This window comes from Bacillus sp. L_1B0_5 (assembly GCF_000836715.1).
GTDB classification, from domain to species: domain Bacteria; phylum Bacillota; class Bacilli; order Bacillales; family Bacillaceae_G; genus Bacillus_A; species Bacillus_A thuringiensis_S.
Genome location: NZ_JXIS01000049.1, coordinates 113,809 through 129,365 on the forward strand (window position 1 = coordinate 113,809; position 15,557 = coordinate 129,365).

Below are 15,557 nucleotides of genomic sequence, written 5' to 3' on the forward strand. Positions count from 1 at the left end.
CCTATCAGAATACTTGGAGGATTACTATCATGAAGAAATTATTTTCAGTGCTTGCAGTAACTACATTAGCGATCGGGATTGTAGCCGGCTGCGGTAAAGAAGAGAAAAAAGATACAGCTAGTCAAGACGCGTTACAAAAGATTAAACAAAGCGGTGAACTTGTAATTGGTACAGAAGGTACATACCCACCATTTACGTTCCACGATTCAAGCAATAAATTAACTGGATTCGATGTTGAACTATCAGAAGAAGTTGCAAAACGTTTAGGTGTAAAACCTGTATTTAAAGAAACACAATGGGATAGCTTACTTGCTGGTCTTGATGCAAAACGTTTCGATATGGTTGCAAACGAAGTTGGTATTCGTGAAGATCGTCAAAAGAAATACGATTTCTCTAAACCATACATTTCATCTTCAGCGGCATTAGTTATCGCAAAAGATAAAGATAAGCCTGCTACATTTGCTGATGTAAAAGGGTTAAAAGGAGCACAATCTTTAACGAGTAACTATGCAGATATCGCTAAGAAAAACGGTGCAGAAATCGAAGGTGTAGAAGGATTTAGCCAAGCGGCAGAATTATTAGCTTCAGGACGCGTTGATTTTACAATTAATGATAAGTTATCAGTATTAAATTATTTAGAAACGAAAAAAGATGCAAAAATTAAAATTGTAGATACAGAAAAAGAAGCTTCACAAAGTGGATTCTTATTCCGTAAAGGTAGCGATAAGCTTGTACAAGAAGTAGATAAAGCGTTAGAAGATATGAAAAAAGACGGTACGTATGACAAAATAACGAAAAAATGGTTCGGTGAAAATGTATCTAAGTAGTGCATTAGTTTCAGATCGATTGTCTACTTGGATAGATATTATGCAGTCTTCCTTCATGCCTATGCTGAAGGAAGCTGTTTTTACAACAATTCCATTAACGCTTATTACATTTATTATCGGGATTATACTGGCGACGTTAACAGCGCTCGCACGTATTTCAGGTAGTCGTATTTTACAATGGATTGCTCGTATCTATGTATCTATCATTCGCGGAACGCCACTTCTTGTACAATTATTTATTATTTTCTATGGTCTTCCAACTCTTAACATTCAAGTTGAGCCATATACAGCAGCAGTTGTTGGATTTTCATTAAATGTCGGTGCATATGCATCTGAAATTATTCGTGCTTCTATCCTTTCAATTCCGAAAGGGCAGTGGGAAGCAGCTTACACAATTGGGATGACATACCCGCAAGCGTTAAAACGTGTTATTTTACCACAAGCGACGCGTGTATCAATCCCGCCGCTTTCAAATACATTTATTAGCTTAGTGAAGGATACTTCATTAGCATCGTTAATTTTAGTAACAGAAATGTTCCGAAAAGCGCAGGAAATTGCGGCGATGAACTACGAGTTTTTAATTGTTTATTTTGAAGCAGGTCTTATTTATTGGGTTATTTGTTTCTTATTATCAATCGTACAACAGATGTTAGAAAAGCGTTCAGAACGCTATACGTTAAAATAATCCTTTTACAAAAGGAGTTTTTGTTTTTATGATTTCAATTCAACATTTACAAAAAAGTTTCGGAGATAATACCGTACTAAAGCATATAGATTTATCAGTTGAGAAAGGTGAGGTTGTTGTTATTATCGGGCCATCTGGATCTGGTAAAACGACATTCTTACGTTGTCTTAACGTACTAGAAACGCCAAACGCCGGTAACATTCGTATCGGCAATAAAGAGCTTAACTTCTCTCAAAAAGTATCGAAGAAAGATATTGTAAATCTTCGTACACAAACGGGGATGGTGTTCCAACATCATAACTTATTCCCTCATTTAACAGCACTTCAAAACGTAATGGAAGGGCTCGTTACAGTGAAAAAGATGGGGAAAGAAGAAGCAAAGAAAAAAGCAAACTATTTCCTTGAAAAAGTTGGTTTAGCAGATAAAGTGGATTTATATCCGTTCCAATTATCAGGTGGTCAACAACAGCGCGTTGGAATTGCGCGCGCGCTGGCGATGGAGCCAGAAGTGTTACTATTTGATGAACCGACTTCAGCGCTTGATCCTGAACTCGTTCAAGAGGTTTTAAAAGTAATGAAAGAACTTGCTAAAGAAGGCATGACGATGGTTATTGTAACGCACGAAATGCGTTTTGCACATCAAATTGCCAACCGTGTTATTTTCATGGATGGTGGTGTCGTTGTCGAACAAGGTACACCAGAAGATGTATTTACAAATCCAAAAGAAGAACGCACGAAAAAGTTTTTACAAATGTTACAGTAAATTAAGAAAGGTCTCAGGGTATATGCCCTGAGACCTTTTTGCCATATATATTTATTTTTGGAATCCGCCAAGGCTTTGCTCAGCCATTGCAACTAGACGTTTTGTAATTTCTCCACCAACTGAACCGTTAGCGCGAGCCGTAGAATCTGCTCCTAATTGTACACCAAATTCTTGAGCGATTTCGTACTTCATTTGATCGATTGCAGCTGTTGCACCTGGTACTACTAATTGATTGTAAGAACTTTGGTTTGCCATAGGAATATATCCTCCTTAGAGTTAGAAAAATTTTTTTTGGTTGGACTAGCTGGAGTTGAACCAGATTATCGCCCCGGTTGGCGCTAATCCATCGGTAATTAAGTTTGTACTCATAGTATGGATGTTACCTAGAAAGATATACAAAATAATAATTTGTAAATTTTGTAAAAAACTTATTGATTTCGTAAATTATGAAATAAGAGTAATCGTTGTATTTTTAAGAAAACAGGCCAAACTAAGGAGGATATTAAATATAATTTTCTCATTATAGCCTGCTACTTGTAGGCCAATCATTAGCTTCTTATTTATGATTTATTGAAATGAAATCGGTAGCAACTTCATAGTTCTATTTTTAAGTAGGGATGGAGTGAGCGCTCCTATGCATGGGTAGGTGCTCTCTTCAATCTAAAAAAGAGAGGCTTTAAACGATAACGTATGGAGGAATCATGATGGGGATTTGCCCGCTTTGCAACGCATTAGAATCACAAACATATTCTTGTCAAAATTGCCAAAGTATACTCCAAGATTATGGGAAGTCTGTAGATTACATAGACGATTATAGTGCCTATATGGATCAAGAATTATTAAGTGCAGTAGATGGTTTAACGCATAATAATTCAAATGAATATTGCAATCATATTTTTTATTGCGGAGTATGTAACGTGGAAACTGAGGTTGTAGTGAAACTTGTGTAAATAGAAAACTTCCACCTTATTATCTAGGTGGAAGTTTTTGTTTTTGTATTTGTGAGTGAATCATAGGAGAAGGGATATGTTCGGTGTTTGATGAAGTCCCGGATTTGATTTGAGACATTTTTTCTTTTGTATCACGTAAAGAATGTTCAGTTAAGTAGACGGCATATTCGTAAAATAATTGGCGCGTCATTTCACTTTGTTCTTTTAATTTTTCATCTTGGAATACAGTTCGCCCAGGTTTAGAGTTAGCTTCAAAGAGCCACGGATTTTCCTTTGTGTCTAAACCGATATCAAAACCGATTTCTCCAATATTTCCGGTTACTTGTTCATCGAGCGCGTAACTTATTTGTAAGGCAGTATGTTTTAATTTATTTTCAATTTGAACTTGTTTCGTTGAATCTGGAAAAAGCTCTTGTAGCAATTTTGTATCACCGCCGCTATTTACGTGCGTTGTTAAACTGCCTTTGCCGGCGATTTTGGCGACGATTGCACTAACTATCCAATTACCGAAATGGTTTTTATTTGTATGAATGCGGAAATCAACAGGTTGCCCATCGAAGCGAAGTAATGAAATACCTTGCTGTACGATAAACTTTTTTAAATCATGTCCTTTTAATACGTGGTTTAGAAGAGTTTCTAATGATTGATACTTTCTCAGTTTATTTTTTTCATTTTCGCGATAACGACAGTAGTAGCAATTCTCTGTTTGAGAATAAAATATTTGATGAATATTTCTACCAAAGCTCCCGTGTATTGGTTTCATGTACACAGATTTATACGTGCCAAGAAACCGTTCTACTTGTTCAAAATGCTGAAATGCTTCTGTGTTTGGTAATAAGTGTCTAATTGATTCGTCTTTTATAAGAAGTTGATGAACTTCCCATTTATTGAAAAATCCTGGGTTAAACCATGGAATGGAGTAGTCATATTCTAACTTTCTTTTTGCTCTGACGATCGGTTTATAATTTTCTGCTTGTCGATTCGGTAATCGATCGTAAATAACATTTGGTAAAGGGACCTTTTTCTTTATCCATTGTTTCTCTTGAAAGAAATATCCTTCAATCGTTTCTTCTTCCCAGTTTATATGCTGAACGCCAAAGACGAATACGAACGGTCGTAATGAGAATGGTGGTGTTAACAACTCACTGAGAGCAATTGAACGATTTCCTAAAGGGTTAGAAGAATCATCATTAAAGCCAGTTGTAAAAATGCCGATTAATGGTCCGAAAATAATTGTTTGGTTTTGTGTGAATGCATGAATAGTAGTTGATTGAGGTAGTAAAAGTTTTTCGGCAATATGTTTTCCGATAATAATTTCGCGAGTAAAGGAATAATGAATTTTCACCTCTTCACTTGCAATGTGACGTATACCGAAGGAGAGGGATGTAATAGGTGGCGTAATAGAAAAAACGTAAGGTAAAGTAATGCTATTTGGATGTTCATCTGAAATGTTTAATGTATATATATGTTCTTTCAAAATAGGTTTACCTCCTTTCATTATGGTGTAAAGCGACTGAATTTAAGTGGTCCGTGAAATATCTTTTCAGCTAATGAATCACTATGACGAATGTATTGTTCGTAAGGGGGAAGCGTGTTGACATACATAAGCCAAATTGCGCCTTTTTGATCCATAATTGTGGAAAGTTCTAGTTCAAATAATGAAGAATAAGACTGATCTAGTGTTTGGAATACTTCATTTATAATGTCGTGTAAAGCGTCTTGCAATAGTTGCACACCCGTACTAGATAGTACGTATTTAATTTTTGAAAATGAATGTAATGAATCATCGGCCGTTGCTGAGGGTAAAAGTTGATTAGGAAATGAGCTTTTTTGTATAAATTGACCGATAACATTCCAAGTTTGTTCTTTGTTTTTTTGCAAAATGGTTCGAATGTGGAGTGGATATGTTAATTGATTTGGTGGTTGTAGCATAGTGTGTGCTATGTAACGTGATGAAGGTATGTTAGATTTACACCAAGATATAAATTCGTCTGTCCGTTTTAATGGAAGAGAAGTATGGTATTTTTCATTTACTGTATCGATATGAAACGTTTTATTTTTGTAAGCAACTCGATATAAGTTATCCTTTGAATGTGTATTAGTGGGGCGTATAATAATGTCTTTAGTTTTTAACAACAGTTTAAAAATGTTTTGTATCGTTGCCACTTCAAATTTTGGTATATAAGGAGACAGTTTTTTATTAGTGAGAAATAAATCATGTAGTTCACTTAAGTTAATAAGTGTGTTATTTAAAAAGGTAGTGGAAGGACGATTGTGCAAAGAGTGAATAATTGATTTTGCTTTTTCAAAGTTTGTTTCCTCGTGAAAAGAATAACGATCATATATATAAGAAGGAATAGGGAATGTTTGCTCTTTCCATTTTCCTGTATCTGTATCGTAAATAAGACCAGAAACAAGGTCTGTTTTAGGATCAATACAAAATGGCGTAAACTGAGCAACGACATTATGATAAAGCCGAGCGCGTTTAGCGATTTCGGTGTAATACGTTTGCTCATAATGAAGTTTAGAAGCTAAAAGACCGAGAACCAACGAAATCACTCCTTTACTACTATTTGCATAATAGGCGAAGCTATATATTGCAAATACGTTTTTATACCATTATACTTTTGTCCGTATGATGATATGCTATAGTTTTGGAGAAGTGAAAGGTTGATTGTAATGAATATATGGTTAAATATGTTAACGACGACAGGACTCGGAGCGATTATTGGAGGATATACGAATCATTTAGCGATAAAAATGTTATTTCGTCCTCATCGTCCTATTTATATCGGAAAGTTTCAAGTTCCATTTACACCAGGGTTAATTCCGAAGCGTCGTGATGAACTTGCTGTTCAATTAGGAAATATGGTTGTAGAACATTTGTTAACACCAGAAGGAATCGGAAAAAAGCTAACAAATGAAGAGTTTCAAAAAGGTTTAATCCACTGGGTGCAAGTAGAAGTGGATAAAGTAATTACGAATGAACAATCACTGCGACATATGTTAGAAAAATGGAATGTAGCGCATGTAGAAGAAGAAGCGACTCGAAAAATCGAACATGTTATTACAGAAAAAATTCATGCATTTTTAGCAGAGTATTATACATATACATGGGAACAGGCTTTACCTCATTCTGTAAATGAAAAAGTAGAGAATGCGATTCCGAATGTCTCGGCGTTTATTTTAGAGCGAGGAATTAGCTTTTTTGAAAGTGAAGAAGGGAAAGCACGTCTTTCAAAAATGATTGATGATTTCTTCGCTTCTCGCGGAACGCTACTTAACTTAGTCGGAATGTTTTTAGGAAATGTAAGTGTAGTGGATCGTGTGCAGCCAGAAGTTATTAAGTTTTTAGGTCAAGATGGTACAAAGCAGCTTTTAACTGACGTACTGCAAAAAGAGTGGGAAAAGTTAAAAGGAAGAGATGTAAAAGAATTAGAAGCATTTGTAGAGAAAGAAATGATTGTAAGCTCCGTGCTGTCAGCAGTTAAAGTAGAGGAAACTGTGAGTAAGTTTTTAAATCAATCTGTTCAGCAAGCATGTGAACCAGTTCGAGAAACAATTATTGAAAAAGTGGTTCCAAGCGCAGTAACGAAAGGCTTGAAGTGGGGAACAGAAAACGTAGAGAGTATACTAAACAATCTACACCTTGCGGAAATTGTCCAGCAAGAAGTGTCTACATTTTCAACAGAAAGATTAGAAGACTTAGTTCTGTCTATTACAAAAAACGAATTGAAAATGATTACGTATTTAGGGGCGTTATTAGGCGGAATGATTGGTCTCGTGCAAGGATTGTTATTATTGTTTCTTAGATAATAAGGTGAGTACATAGAAATAAAAGTGAAATTTCTTCACATCTCTTGCATAGTTTGATATGGTAAGAAGAGGTGCGTATGTAAATGCACTGAAAAGGCAGTGCGAGTCAAATGCGCTAGCCTTCTAAAGGAGGAAAAATAAAATGACAAAGAACATTCATGATGTTGCATATGAATTACAAAAAGCAATCGCTGAAAACGAAGACTTCAAAACGTTAAAAGAGAGCTACGCGGCAGTACAAGGAGATGCAGCTTCAAAGAACTTATTTGATGAGTTCCGTACAATGCAACTTGGCCTACAACAAAAAATGATGCAAGGTCAAGAAATCACTGAAGAAGACAACCAAAAAGCACAAGAAGTTGTAGCTCGCATTCAACAAGATGCTAAGATTACAAAATTAATGGAAACTGAGCAACGCCTAAACGTTGTAATCGGTGACGTTAACAAAATTATCATGAAGCCACTTGAAGAATTATATAGCGCGCAACAACAAGCGTAATAGTGGAAGACGCTCCTAGTTTAGGAGCGTCTTTTTTGTTTAGGGAATTTAATAGTTATACCACAAAAACTCCCTTTCAAAATAGCTATTTCTTATTGGTTATTTTGAAAGGGATATGTAACACATCTGTTAATTTTTTTTATTGCTGTTAATTGAAGTTTTAATATTTTTTTCGTTCAAAAACGTTTCAATCTCTTTTTGTTTCCTCCCATTTATTTTCTCAAGGCGTTTTGTAAAAGAAAAATTGGCTTTGAATAAGTTACCATCTTGGGTGAGTTTGTCTAATTCTTGATCTAGCTCTACGAAAATATCCGTAGATGATGACATAAATGCATAGATTTCTTTTGAAGGTTTTTTATAATCAGTAGGTAAATTATTATTACTAATAAACTCATGGAAATTCATATCGTTTTGTTTCGCTAAATCAATTAGTTTTTGTAATTTTTCTCGGTCAGATTCCGTGAAATTCTTATCAGAATTTGTTGAAGCGAGAGGGATAATATTTTCAGATAACTCCCAACTATAATCTATATAATTTTTTATATTTTGTTTCATTTCGTCTTCACTAATAGTTTCGTTTTTCTTTGAGGAACTAAATATATTTTCTGGAACTTTAATAGCAACATCTTTAATAGATTGTACATCGTTTTCTTCCTTAGGTTGTACACTGTTTGAACAAGCTGATAGAAATAACATTGTAAGTAAAATGAGTGGATATAAAATATACTTTTTCATAGTAATCTCCTTTTACATTCATTAGTATCTTTGTAAAATAGCTAAATTCCATTTTAAATACTTAACTAAAAGTGAGTATATATGTTTTATCATTTGGTAAGATATGACGGATATTAGTAAGCCGATGCAAAAAGCTATGAATACATTGTAAACATCGGAATAACTGATTTGATGAAACCCTTTAAAGAATCCTAATCCTATTAATAAGATAGGTGAAATAATTAATAACGGAGTGGCAATTATAAGTGCTAGAAGAAGCGGTAATAGAAAGAGTAGTACGAAAAAAGCGATAATGATACATATAAAGTTTAAAACACTTAAGCTCATAACAGAAAACAGTGCTGTCATAATATTTTTTAGGCTGCGTCTATTGTCAGCGTTGCTTATTGCATGTGAAACAGTAAGTTCTTTAGCGATAGTTTTAGGGTTTCCTAGCTTTTTAGAAATTTCCTCTTCAGATATTCCATCTTGTTTACCACTAATAAAATGAGTTTCGTACTCCGAGATAATATCCTCCTTTTCTGAATTAGGCATATTCCATAGGGAAGAACTAAGTTGTTCTAAAAATTCATTTTTGTTCATAACAATCACTTTCCTTTATAAAATGATGAATTATGGCTGAAAATCCTATCTTTTTTCTAAACAGCACACTCAATCTATATCTACTTTTTGAAAGGAGATATACTAATTGTGAATAACATTCCAAATAATGGGTATTCCGTTATTTATAAATATATCACTTACTATTGTTCTTTGCAAGGTACTATAAATTTGTTAATAATGTGAATAGGTGGAAGTATTTTTGTACATTTTTAGAAGAGATATAAAAATGTTATTTTAAGATAAACAAAAGGTTGTAAGCGTATTCTTTAAATATTGTCAAAATAATGTCGAATTCATATTCTTGGAAAAATAATGCATTTGTACTATAATGATAAACGATACTTCACCACATTAATTAACCAGGTGAAATTAAAATCTTTATTACACACATTATGAAATAAAGGGTGATTAGTTTTGAGTACAGGTGTAAAAGCAAACGACGTGAAGACAAAAACAAAAGGAGCAGATCTTGTTGTTGATTGTTTAATTAAACAAGGTGTTACACATGTTTTCGGTATTCCAGGAGCAAAGATTGACTCTGTATTTGATGTACTGCAAGAAAGAGGACCAGAGTTAATCGTTTGTCGTCATGAACAAAATGCAGCATTTATGGCAGCTGCTATTGGTAGATTAACAGGGAAACCGGGCGTATGTCTTGTAACTTCAGGACCAGGGACATCAAATTTAGCGACAGGTCTTGTTACTGCGAATGCGGAGAGTGATCCCGTTGTTGCTTTAGCTGGTGCAGTTCCGCGTACAGATCGATTAAAACGTACGCATCAATCTATGGATAATGCTGCACTATTCGAACCAATCACAAAATATAGCGTAGAAGTAGAGCATCCTGATAATGTGCCAGAAGCATTATCAAATGCATTTCGAAGTGCGACTTCTACAAATCCAGGCGCTACTTTAGTAAGTCTTCCGCAAGACGTTATGACTGCGGAAACGACTGTAGAGTCTATCGGTGCGCTTTCTAAGCCGCAGCTTGGAATCGCTCCCACACATGATATTACATATGTAGTAGAAAAAATAAAATCAGCGAAATTACCAGTTATTCTACTTGGTATGAGAGCGAGCACAAATGAAGTGACGAAAGCCGTTCGTAAATTAATTGCGGATACAGAACTTCCTGTCGTTGAAACATATCAAGCAGCTGGTGCGATTTCACGTGAGTTAGAAGATCATTTCTTCGGCCGCGTTGGATTATTCCGTAACCAACCAGGGGATATTTTACTAGAAGAAGCAGACCTTGTGATTTCTATCGGTTATGATCCAATCGAGTATGATCCAAAGTTCTGGAATAAACTTGGCGACAGAACGATTATTCATCTTGACGACCATCAAGCAGATATCGACCATGATTACCAACCAGAGCGTGAATTAATTGGTGATATTGGCTTAACGGTAAATAGCATCGCGGAAAAATTACCGAAACTTGTATTAAGTACGAAATCAGAAGCGGTATTAGAACGATTACGCGCGAAATTATCAGAACAAGCAGAAGTTCCAAATCGTGCTTCGGAGGGTGTTACGCACCCACTTCAAGTGATTCGTACACTTCGTTCTTTAATTAGTGACGATACAACTGTTACATGTGACATCGGTTCCCATTCTATTTGGATGGCGAGATGTTTCCGTTCTTATGAACCACGTAGATTATTATTTAGTAACGGCATGCAAACGTTAGGTGTTGCACTTCCTTGGGCAATTGCCGCTACTTTAGTAGAACCAGGTAAAAAAGTAGTTTCCGTATCAGGTGATGGTGGTTTCTTATTCTCTTCGATGGAGTTAGAAACAGCAGTACGTTTAAATTCGCCGATCGTACATCTTGTTTGGAGAGACGGCACATATGATATGGTTGCATTCCAACAAATGATGAAATACGGCAGAACATCAGCTACAGAGTTTGGCGATGTTGATCTTGTGAAATATGCGGAAAGTTTCGGGGCGTTAGGTCTTCGTGTTAACACGCCTGATGAATTAGAAGGGGTATTAAAAGAAGCATTAGCAGCAGATGGTCCTGTCATTATTGATATTCCAATTGACTATCGTGACAACATTAAATTAAGCGAAAAATTATTACCAAACCAATTAAACTAATGGAGGCAGATTTGAGATGACTGTTGCGCAATTAATTGATATTGATGCAAAAAAAACGAAAACGAGTAATGAAGTATATCAAACATCTACAATGCTTGCGCTATTAGATGGTATATATGATGGTGTGATTAGCTTTGAAGATTTGAAAAAACATGGTGATTTCGGCATCGGCACATTTGATCAATTAGATGGTGAAATGATTGCATTTGATAATGAATTTTATCATTTACGTTCAGACGGTTCAGCAGAAAAAGTAGAACCAGAAGAAACAACACCATTTGCGACTGTAACGTTTTTTGAAAAAGAAATGAGTTATACGGTAGAGCGTCCAATGAATCGTGAAGAAGTTGAAGCATTATTACATGAATTAATGCCAAGTAAAAACTTATTTTACGGTATTCGAATGGACGGTACGTTCCGTGAAGTAAGAACGAGAACTGTTCCAAGACAAGAAAAACCGTATACACCGCTCGTTGAAGTGACGAAATCACAACCAATCTTTTCATTTGAAAATACAGAAGGTACGCTTGCTGGATTTTGGACACCAGATTATGCGCAAGGTATTGGGGTAGCTGGATTCCACTTACATTATATTGATGATGAAAGAAGCGGGGGTGGACATGTTTTCGACTATGTTATAGAAAACTGTACGATCCAAATTTGTCAAAAAGCTCATATGCATTTAGCACTTCCAGAAACAGCTGATTTTATGGCGGCTGAATTATCAAGAGAAAACTTAGAGGATAATATTGCAACTGCGGAAGGTGCAGAGTAAAAGGGAAAGACTGTTCCATTTTGGAACAGTCTTCTTTTATTCGTAATGTTATTATTTGTCGATAAATCGATATTTCTTGTCGAACCGTTGATATATTGTAAATTATGATAGATATATTTGAAAAATCGTTGATATTGCTTATTTCTTTGAAACAAACGGATGCCCCTCATAATAAAAACGCCACGGATAATGTACAGCTTCTTCTGCATAGTCGATATTAATACGAGGTCCTGCTGCTATTTTATATTGTGATGATATGTGTTCGTCTTCTGGGACGAGTTCAATATGTAATGTGTCACTTTGTAATGATAAGCCTCGTTCTTCTAAAGTAATTCCGAGGGCACGGCATAGTTTGCCAGGACCGTTTGTTAAATTTTTGTACTGCGCTTTTGTAATGTCTGTTTTGTTGTAGCGTGCTAGTTTTATTTCTTCTATTCCATTTACCGGCTCAAGGGCTCGAATGAGAACACCTTGCGGGGTGCCAACTGGTGCTGTAATAACGTTAAAACAATGATACATACCGTAAATTAAATATACGTAAGCATGCCCTGGTGCGCCAAACATGACTTCTGTGCGGTCTGTCCGTCTGCCGCCGTAACTATGTGCGGCCTTATCATCTGGGCCTTTATATGCTTCTACTTCTACAATGATTCCGCTTCGCTTTATTCCGTCTACAATATGAACGAGTTTTTGCCCGAGTAATTTTTTTGCTACTTCTAACGTATCGCCTTCATAAAAGGAAGGAGGTGCCTGCATTGTACTATCTCCTTTGCTAAGTGTATATGTATATAGTAAACCAAATTTTCAGTAGTAATTCTAACTCGTTCTATTTATCGAGTGTATTTCATAAATTATGGATAGAGTACAACAGCGAAGAGGGGGAGTGCGACATGATTTATCGCTTACTAGCTCTTAATATAGATGGGACACTACTATACAACAATGGAAAAATTGCAAAAGGATTAAGAGAAACAATTGAATTTGTGAAAAGAAAAGATGTATACGTTACGTTATTTACGAGCCGTAATTTTCAATCCGCTCATAAAGTAGCAAAGGCGTTAAAATTAGATTCCATATTAGTGACACATGGTGGTGCTTTCGTTTCGGCGACGTTAGATAAGCCGTACGTTCAAAGAAGATTATCTGAAGAGAAGACTTTTAACATTGTGCAAGTGTTAGAGCACTTTGATTGTAACGTACGTATTTCTCATGAACGGTTTTCCATAGGAAATCGTGAGAGAAATACACCAAACTTAATTGCGCGTACTGTATTATCAAGTGCAGATCCGTTATTTTATCCAGTTCAATTTGTAGATTCGTTAGGTGACGCGCTTCGTGACCATCCGGTAGCGGCGCCAAAAATTGATGTTCTTTTCCAAACTAAGGGTGAAAAAGAAAGAGGGCTGAACACATTAAGAAAAGCATTCCAAGATGTAGAGTATGTTGAATGTGATTCAAAACGAATAGAAATCTTGCCGCAAAATGTATCGAAGTTACGCGGATTACAATTGCTTGGAGAGCATTTAAATATTTCGCTAAATGAAATGGTTGCGATTGGAGATAGTATGGAAGATTTAGAGGTTATTGAAAACGTGGGACTTGGGGTAGCGATGGGGAACGCACCTGTAGAGTTAAAGCAAGCAGCAGATTGGATTACACGTTCAAATAGTGAGAACGGTGTAGAGTACATGATTAAAGAGCATTTCCGTAAGCAATTCCCGCTTCCGTTTTTGAAGAATCATAAAAATACACCGAAACGATGAAAGAAAAACGTAGCTTTTTGGCTACGTTTTTTTTGTGGAGCTTATTAAAAGGAATGAAAACGTTTTAAATTGTGAATTGTGTATGAAACCCATACAATTTACTTGAATCCTCTAAAAAACTAATGTAAAGTGGATGATGTTACCAAATAGTTACACCACATGAAACATTCTTCAGATTAATTTTATTGAGCTCCCATACGTAAAAACATTTCCGCATGATAGTTTAGTTCACGTATTATTTCAAAAATGAATTGTAGTAATTTTATTAAGTCGTTGTAGCGTTTCTTTGTTTTATTTAAATGGATTATTTTAAGTTAATGTGAGTAAGACCTGGTACATATGAAATGTGCTTCTTTTTGTGATTTTAGGAAGTTTAAAAGGGGGAATGAATTTCTTGAGGAAATCATTTAATCAAAAAATTAAAAAGTTAAGTAGTAGTTTAATAGTTGTATTACTAATATGTATGAATTTTTTAATCCATTTACCATTTAAAGCAGAGGCAGCTACAACAGAATTAAAAGGTTTAGGTGATGTATCTTATTACAATGCCATCATTTTTGGAGATCATAGTGCAACGAGTGCGGATATTGAAGGTGCGATGGCTGTTCAGAAAAATATGAACGCATCAAGTTATACAGTCGTAGCGGCTGCAACTGGAGCAAATAACTTAGCTGGAGCGACTTGGGTAGATGAAGGATATCCATCATTATTACTAGGCGGTCAATTTAAGAAAGCGGGAGAAGGACAAGTAATCATTCAAGATGGAACAGTGGCGATGACAAAAGACGGTGACCCAGATGGTGCAATGAAAACATCATATGATCATATCTCTTATAAAGAGCAAGCGGAGATTGATGCTAAGTTTAAAGAATTTAGAAAAGACGTTGATGGTGTAATCGGGGATGCAAGTAAACTGCAGACTGATAAGCCAAAACCTAATATGAGCTTTGGAATCGGTGAAGATGTAAACAACCCTAATATTTATGTCTCTTCAGGCCAAACTGGAAAGAAAACATTTGATGTAAAAGACGTTTTTCTTCCGAATGTAGAGAATAAAGACTTTATTGTTATTTATTCAGATGCAGAAGAAGTGAGTTTTGGTGGCGGTGCAATTTTGTATGATACAAGAAATACTGGGATGGCAACGGATTTAATTAATACATCTCAAGCATACGATCCTAATTCATCTTTTACTGAGTTAGCTAGTAAGGTAATTTGGGTATTTCCTAATGCTACAAAGATAACAACTAAAGGTTATGGTGTAGTAGGTAGTGTGTTTGCACCTAATGCAGTTGTAGAAACAAAAGGTGGTTCTATTAATGGACAAGCCTATGTTGGAGGATTACATCAAAGAGATGGTTTTGAGGTTCATAACTTTAAATTTAACTGGCCAAAGTGGAATAAGCCGGTAGCCGAAAAAGGACATTTGCAAATTAAAAAAGTTGATGAAAATGATAAAAACATTGTTTTAAAAGACGCAAAATTTGATGTTATAGACAAAGATAATAACGTTGTGGCTACTGTTACAACAAACGAAAAGGGTATTGCGGAAGTTAAAGATTTACCACTTGGTGACTATTTTGTAAAAGAAATAAGTGCACCAGAAGGATATATAAAAGTTGATACACCAGTCAAAGTAACAATTGATAATACAAACGTAATTGAACTTGTTATGAAGAATAAGAAAAAAGTAGAGAATGGCCAATTTAAATTATTGAAAAAAGATAGTGAATCTGGTCAACTTCTACCAGGTGCAAAATTTGATGTTATCGATAAAGATGGGAAAGTTGTGGAAACAATTGTTACAGATGATAAAGGTGAAGCCTTATCGAAACAACTTTCAGTTGGAAGCTATACATTAAAAGAAGTAGAAGCACCGAAAGGATATGAATTATCATCTAGTTCAGTTTCTGTTGATGTAGAGGCTAATAAAGTAGTGACTGTAGATGTGGTGAATAAAAAGATCCCTGAAAAAGTAACAGGTCAATTTGAAATTGTGAAAGTAGATGCGGAAGATAAAACGAAAGTATTATCAGAT

At 35.4% G+C, this 15,557-nt stretch carries 15 protein-coding genes and 1 pseudogene; 10 read left to right on the forward strand and 6 right to left on the reverse strand.

The features are described from left to right. Window positions 1-29 precede the first annotated feature (29 nt). The 3 genes from RT27_RS17530 to RT27_RS17540 are packed head-to-tail and all read left to right on the forward strand — an operon-like array spanning window position 30 to window position 2,275. Window positions 30-827 (forward strand): amino acid ABC transporter substrate-binding protein, encoded by a 798-nt coding sequence (locus RT27_RS17530; protein ID WP_016082716.1) that lies wholly within the window; start codon window positions 30-32, stop codon window positions 825-827. Further along, complete coding sequence (locus RT27_RS17535) at window positions 814-1,512, forward strand: amino acid ABC transporter permease (protein ID WP_016082715.1); 699 nt, start codon at window positions 814-816, stop codon at window positions 1,510-1,512. Before RT27_RS17530 ends, RT27_RS17535 begins: the two co-directional genes overlap by 14 nt. Window positions 1,513-1,540: 28 nt before the next feature. Next, window positions 1,541-2,275, forward strand: coding sequence for an amino acid ABC transporter ATP-binding protein (locus RT27_RS17540; protein WP_029441704.1), 735 nt, complete (start codon window positions 1,541-1,543; stop codon window positions 2,273-2,275). A gap of 51 nt (window positions 2,276-2,326) precedes the next feature. Here the strand turns inward: RT27_RS17540 and sasP are convergent, their stop codons facing one another. Next, window positions 2,327-2,530, reverse strand: coding sequence for a small acid-soluble spore protein, SasP family (gene sasP, locus RT27_RS17545; protein ID WP_000013349.1), 204 nt, complete (start codon window positions 2,528-2,530; stop codon window positions 2,327-2,329). Between the two features lie 449 nt (window positions 2,531-2,979). On the opposite strand from sasP, the gene RT27_RS17550 reads away from it, so the two are divergent. Then, window positions 2,980-3,225, forward strand: a complete 246-nt coding sequence (locus RT27_RS17550; RefSeq protein WP_000510474.1) for a hypothetical protein — start codon at window positions 2,980-2,982, stop codon at window positions 3,223-3,225. Window positions 3,226-3,244: 19 nt separating this feature from the next. Here RT27_RS17550 and RT27_RS17555 read toward each other — a convergent pair whose 3' ends face one another. Both RT27_RS17555 and RT27_RS17560 read right to left on the reverse strand, forming a co-directional pair. After that, window positions 3,245-4,702 (reverse strand): YheC/YheD family protein, encoded by a 1,458-nt coding sequence (locus tag RT27_RS17555; RefSeq protein ID WP_043936803.1) that lies wholly within the window; start codon window positions 4,700-4,702, stop codon window positions 3,245-3,247. A gap of 20 nt (window positions 4,703-4,722) precedes the next feature. Beyond that, complete coding sequence (locus RT27_RS17560) at window positions 4,723-5,775, reverse strand: YheC/YheD family protein (RefSeq protein WP_029441706.1); 1,053 nt, start codon at window positions 5,773-5,775, stop codon at window positions 4,723-4,725. 129 nt (window positions 5,776-5,904) lie between these two features. Between RT27_RS17560 and RT27_RS17565 the strand changes: the two genes are divergently transcribed. Next, window positions 5,905-7,041, forward strand: a complete 1,137-nt coding sequence (locus RT27_RS17565; RefSeq protein ID WP_043936811.1) for a DUF445 family protein — start codon at window positions 5,905-5,907, stop codon at window positions 7,039-7,041. A 142-nt stretch (window positions 7,042-7,183) separates the two neighbouring features. Then, window positions 7,184-7,540 (forward strand): YlbF/YmcA family competence regulator, encoded by a 357-nt coding sequence (locus tag RT27_RS17570; protein ID WP_016082710.1) that lies wholly within the window; start codon window positions 7,184-7,186, stop codon window positions 7,538-7,540. Window positions 7,541-7,632: 92 nt separating this feature from the next. Here the strand turns inward: RT27_RS17570 and RT27_RS17575 are convergent. Next, window positions 7,633-8,275, reverse strand: a pseudogene (locus tag RT27_RS17575) (NDxxF motif lipoprotein). A 21-nt stretch (window positions 8,276-8,296) separates the two neighbouring features. Beyond that, window positions 8,297-8,857: a DUF1700 domain-containing protein gene (locus tag RT27_RS17580; protein ID WP_029441709.1), complete on the reverse strand. Its 561-nt coding sequence runs from the start codon at window positions 8,855-8,857 to the stop codon at window positions 8,297-8,299. A 435-nt stretch (window positions 8,858-9,292) separates the two neighbouring features. Here RT27_RS17580 and alsS point away from each other — a divergent pair, with 435 nt between their 5' ends. Continuing rightward, a complete protein-coding gene (gene alsS / locus RT27_RS17585) occupies window positions 9,293-10,981 on the forward strand; it encodes an acetolactate synthase AlsS (RefSeq protein ID WP_043936806.1) in 1,689 nt (562 codons plus the stop codon). A gap of 16 nt (window positions 10,982-10,997) precedes the next feature. After that, window positions 10,998-11,756, forward strand: coding sequence for an alpha-acetolactate decarboxylase (alsD, locus tag RT27_RS17590; RefSeq protein WP_000215024.1), 759 nt, complete (start codon window positions 10,998-11,000; stop codon window positions 11,754-11,756). Between the two features lie 138 nt (window positions 11,757-11,894). On the opposite strand, the gene RT27_RS17595 is transcribed toward alsD, so the two are convergent. After that, entirely contained in the window at window positions 11,895-12,512 is a 618-nt protein-coding gene (locus RT27_RS17595) for a DNA-3-methyladenine glycosylase (RefSeq protein ID WP_016082703.1), read from the reverse strand. Between the two features lie 134 nt (window positions 12,513-12,646). Here RT27_RS17595 and RT27_RS17600 point away from each other — a divergent pair, with 134 nt between their 5' ends. Together RT27_RS17600 and RT27_RS17605 are read left to right on the forward strand one after the other, a co-directional pair. Then, window positions 12,647-13,519: a Cof-type HAD-IIB family hydrolase gene (locus tag RT27_RS17600; RefSeq protein ID WP_000640430.1), complete on the forward strand. Its 873-nt coding sequence runs from the start codon at window positions 12,647-12,649 to the stop codon at window positions 13,517-13,519. A gap of 385 nt (window positions 13,520-13,904) precedes the next feature. Next, a partial coding sequence (locus RT27_RS17605; RefSeq protein ID WP_231577689.1) for a SpaA isopeptide-forming pilin-related protein occupies window positions 13,905-15,557 on the forward strand: 1,653 nt, incomplete at its 3' end.

Bases quoted from the DNA above. Each gene is read 5' to 3' on its own strand.
- RT27_RS17595 (WP_016082703.1), bottom strand. From the start codon at position 12,512: ATGCAGGCACCTCCTTCCTTTTATGAAGGCGATACGTTAGAAGTAGCA.
- RT27_RS17600 (WP_000640430.1), top strand. From the start codon at position 12,647: ATGATTTATCGCTTACTAGCTCTTAATATAGATGGGACACTACTATAC.
- RT27_RS17540 (WP_029441704.1), top strand. From the start codon at position 1,541: ATGATTTCAATTCAACATTTACAAAAAAGTTTCGGAGATAATACCGTA.
- RT27_RS17550 (WP_000510474.1), top strand. From the start codon at position 2,980: ATGGGGATTTGCCCGCTTTGCAACGCATTAGAATCACAAACATATTCT.
- RT27_RS17570 (WP_016082710.1), top strand. From the start codon at position 7,184: ATGACAAAGAACATTCATGATGTTGCATATGAATTACAAAAAGCAATC.
- sasP (WP_000013349.1), bottom strand. From the start codon at position 2,530: ATGGCAAACCAAAGTTCTTACAATCAATTAGTAGTACCAGGTGCAACA.
- RT27_RS17580 (WP_029441709.1), bottom strand. From the start codon at position 8,857: ATGAACAAAAATGAATTTTTAGAACAACTTAGTTCTTCCCTATGGAAT.
- RT27_RS17530 (WP_016082716.1), top strand. From the start codon at position 30: ATGAAGAAATTATTTTCAGTGCTTGCAGTAACTACATTAGCGATCGGG.
- RT27_RS17535 (WP_016082715.1), top strand. From the start codon at position 814: ATGTATCTAAGTAGTGCATTAGTTTCAGATCGATTGTCTACTTGGATA.
- alsD (WP_000215024.1), top strand. From the start codon at position 10,998: ATGACTGTTGCGCAATTAATTGATATTGATGCAAAAAAAACGAAAACG.
- RT27_RS17565 (WP_043936811.1), top strand. From the start codon at position 5,905: ATGAATATATGGTTAAATATGTTAACGACGACAGGACTCGGAGCGATT.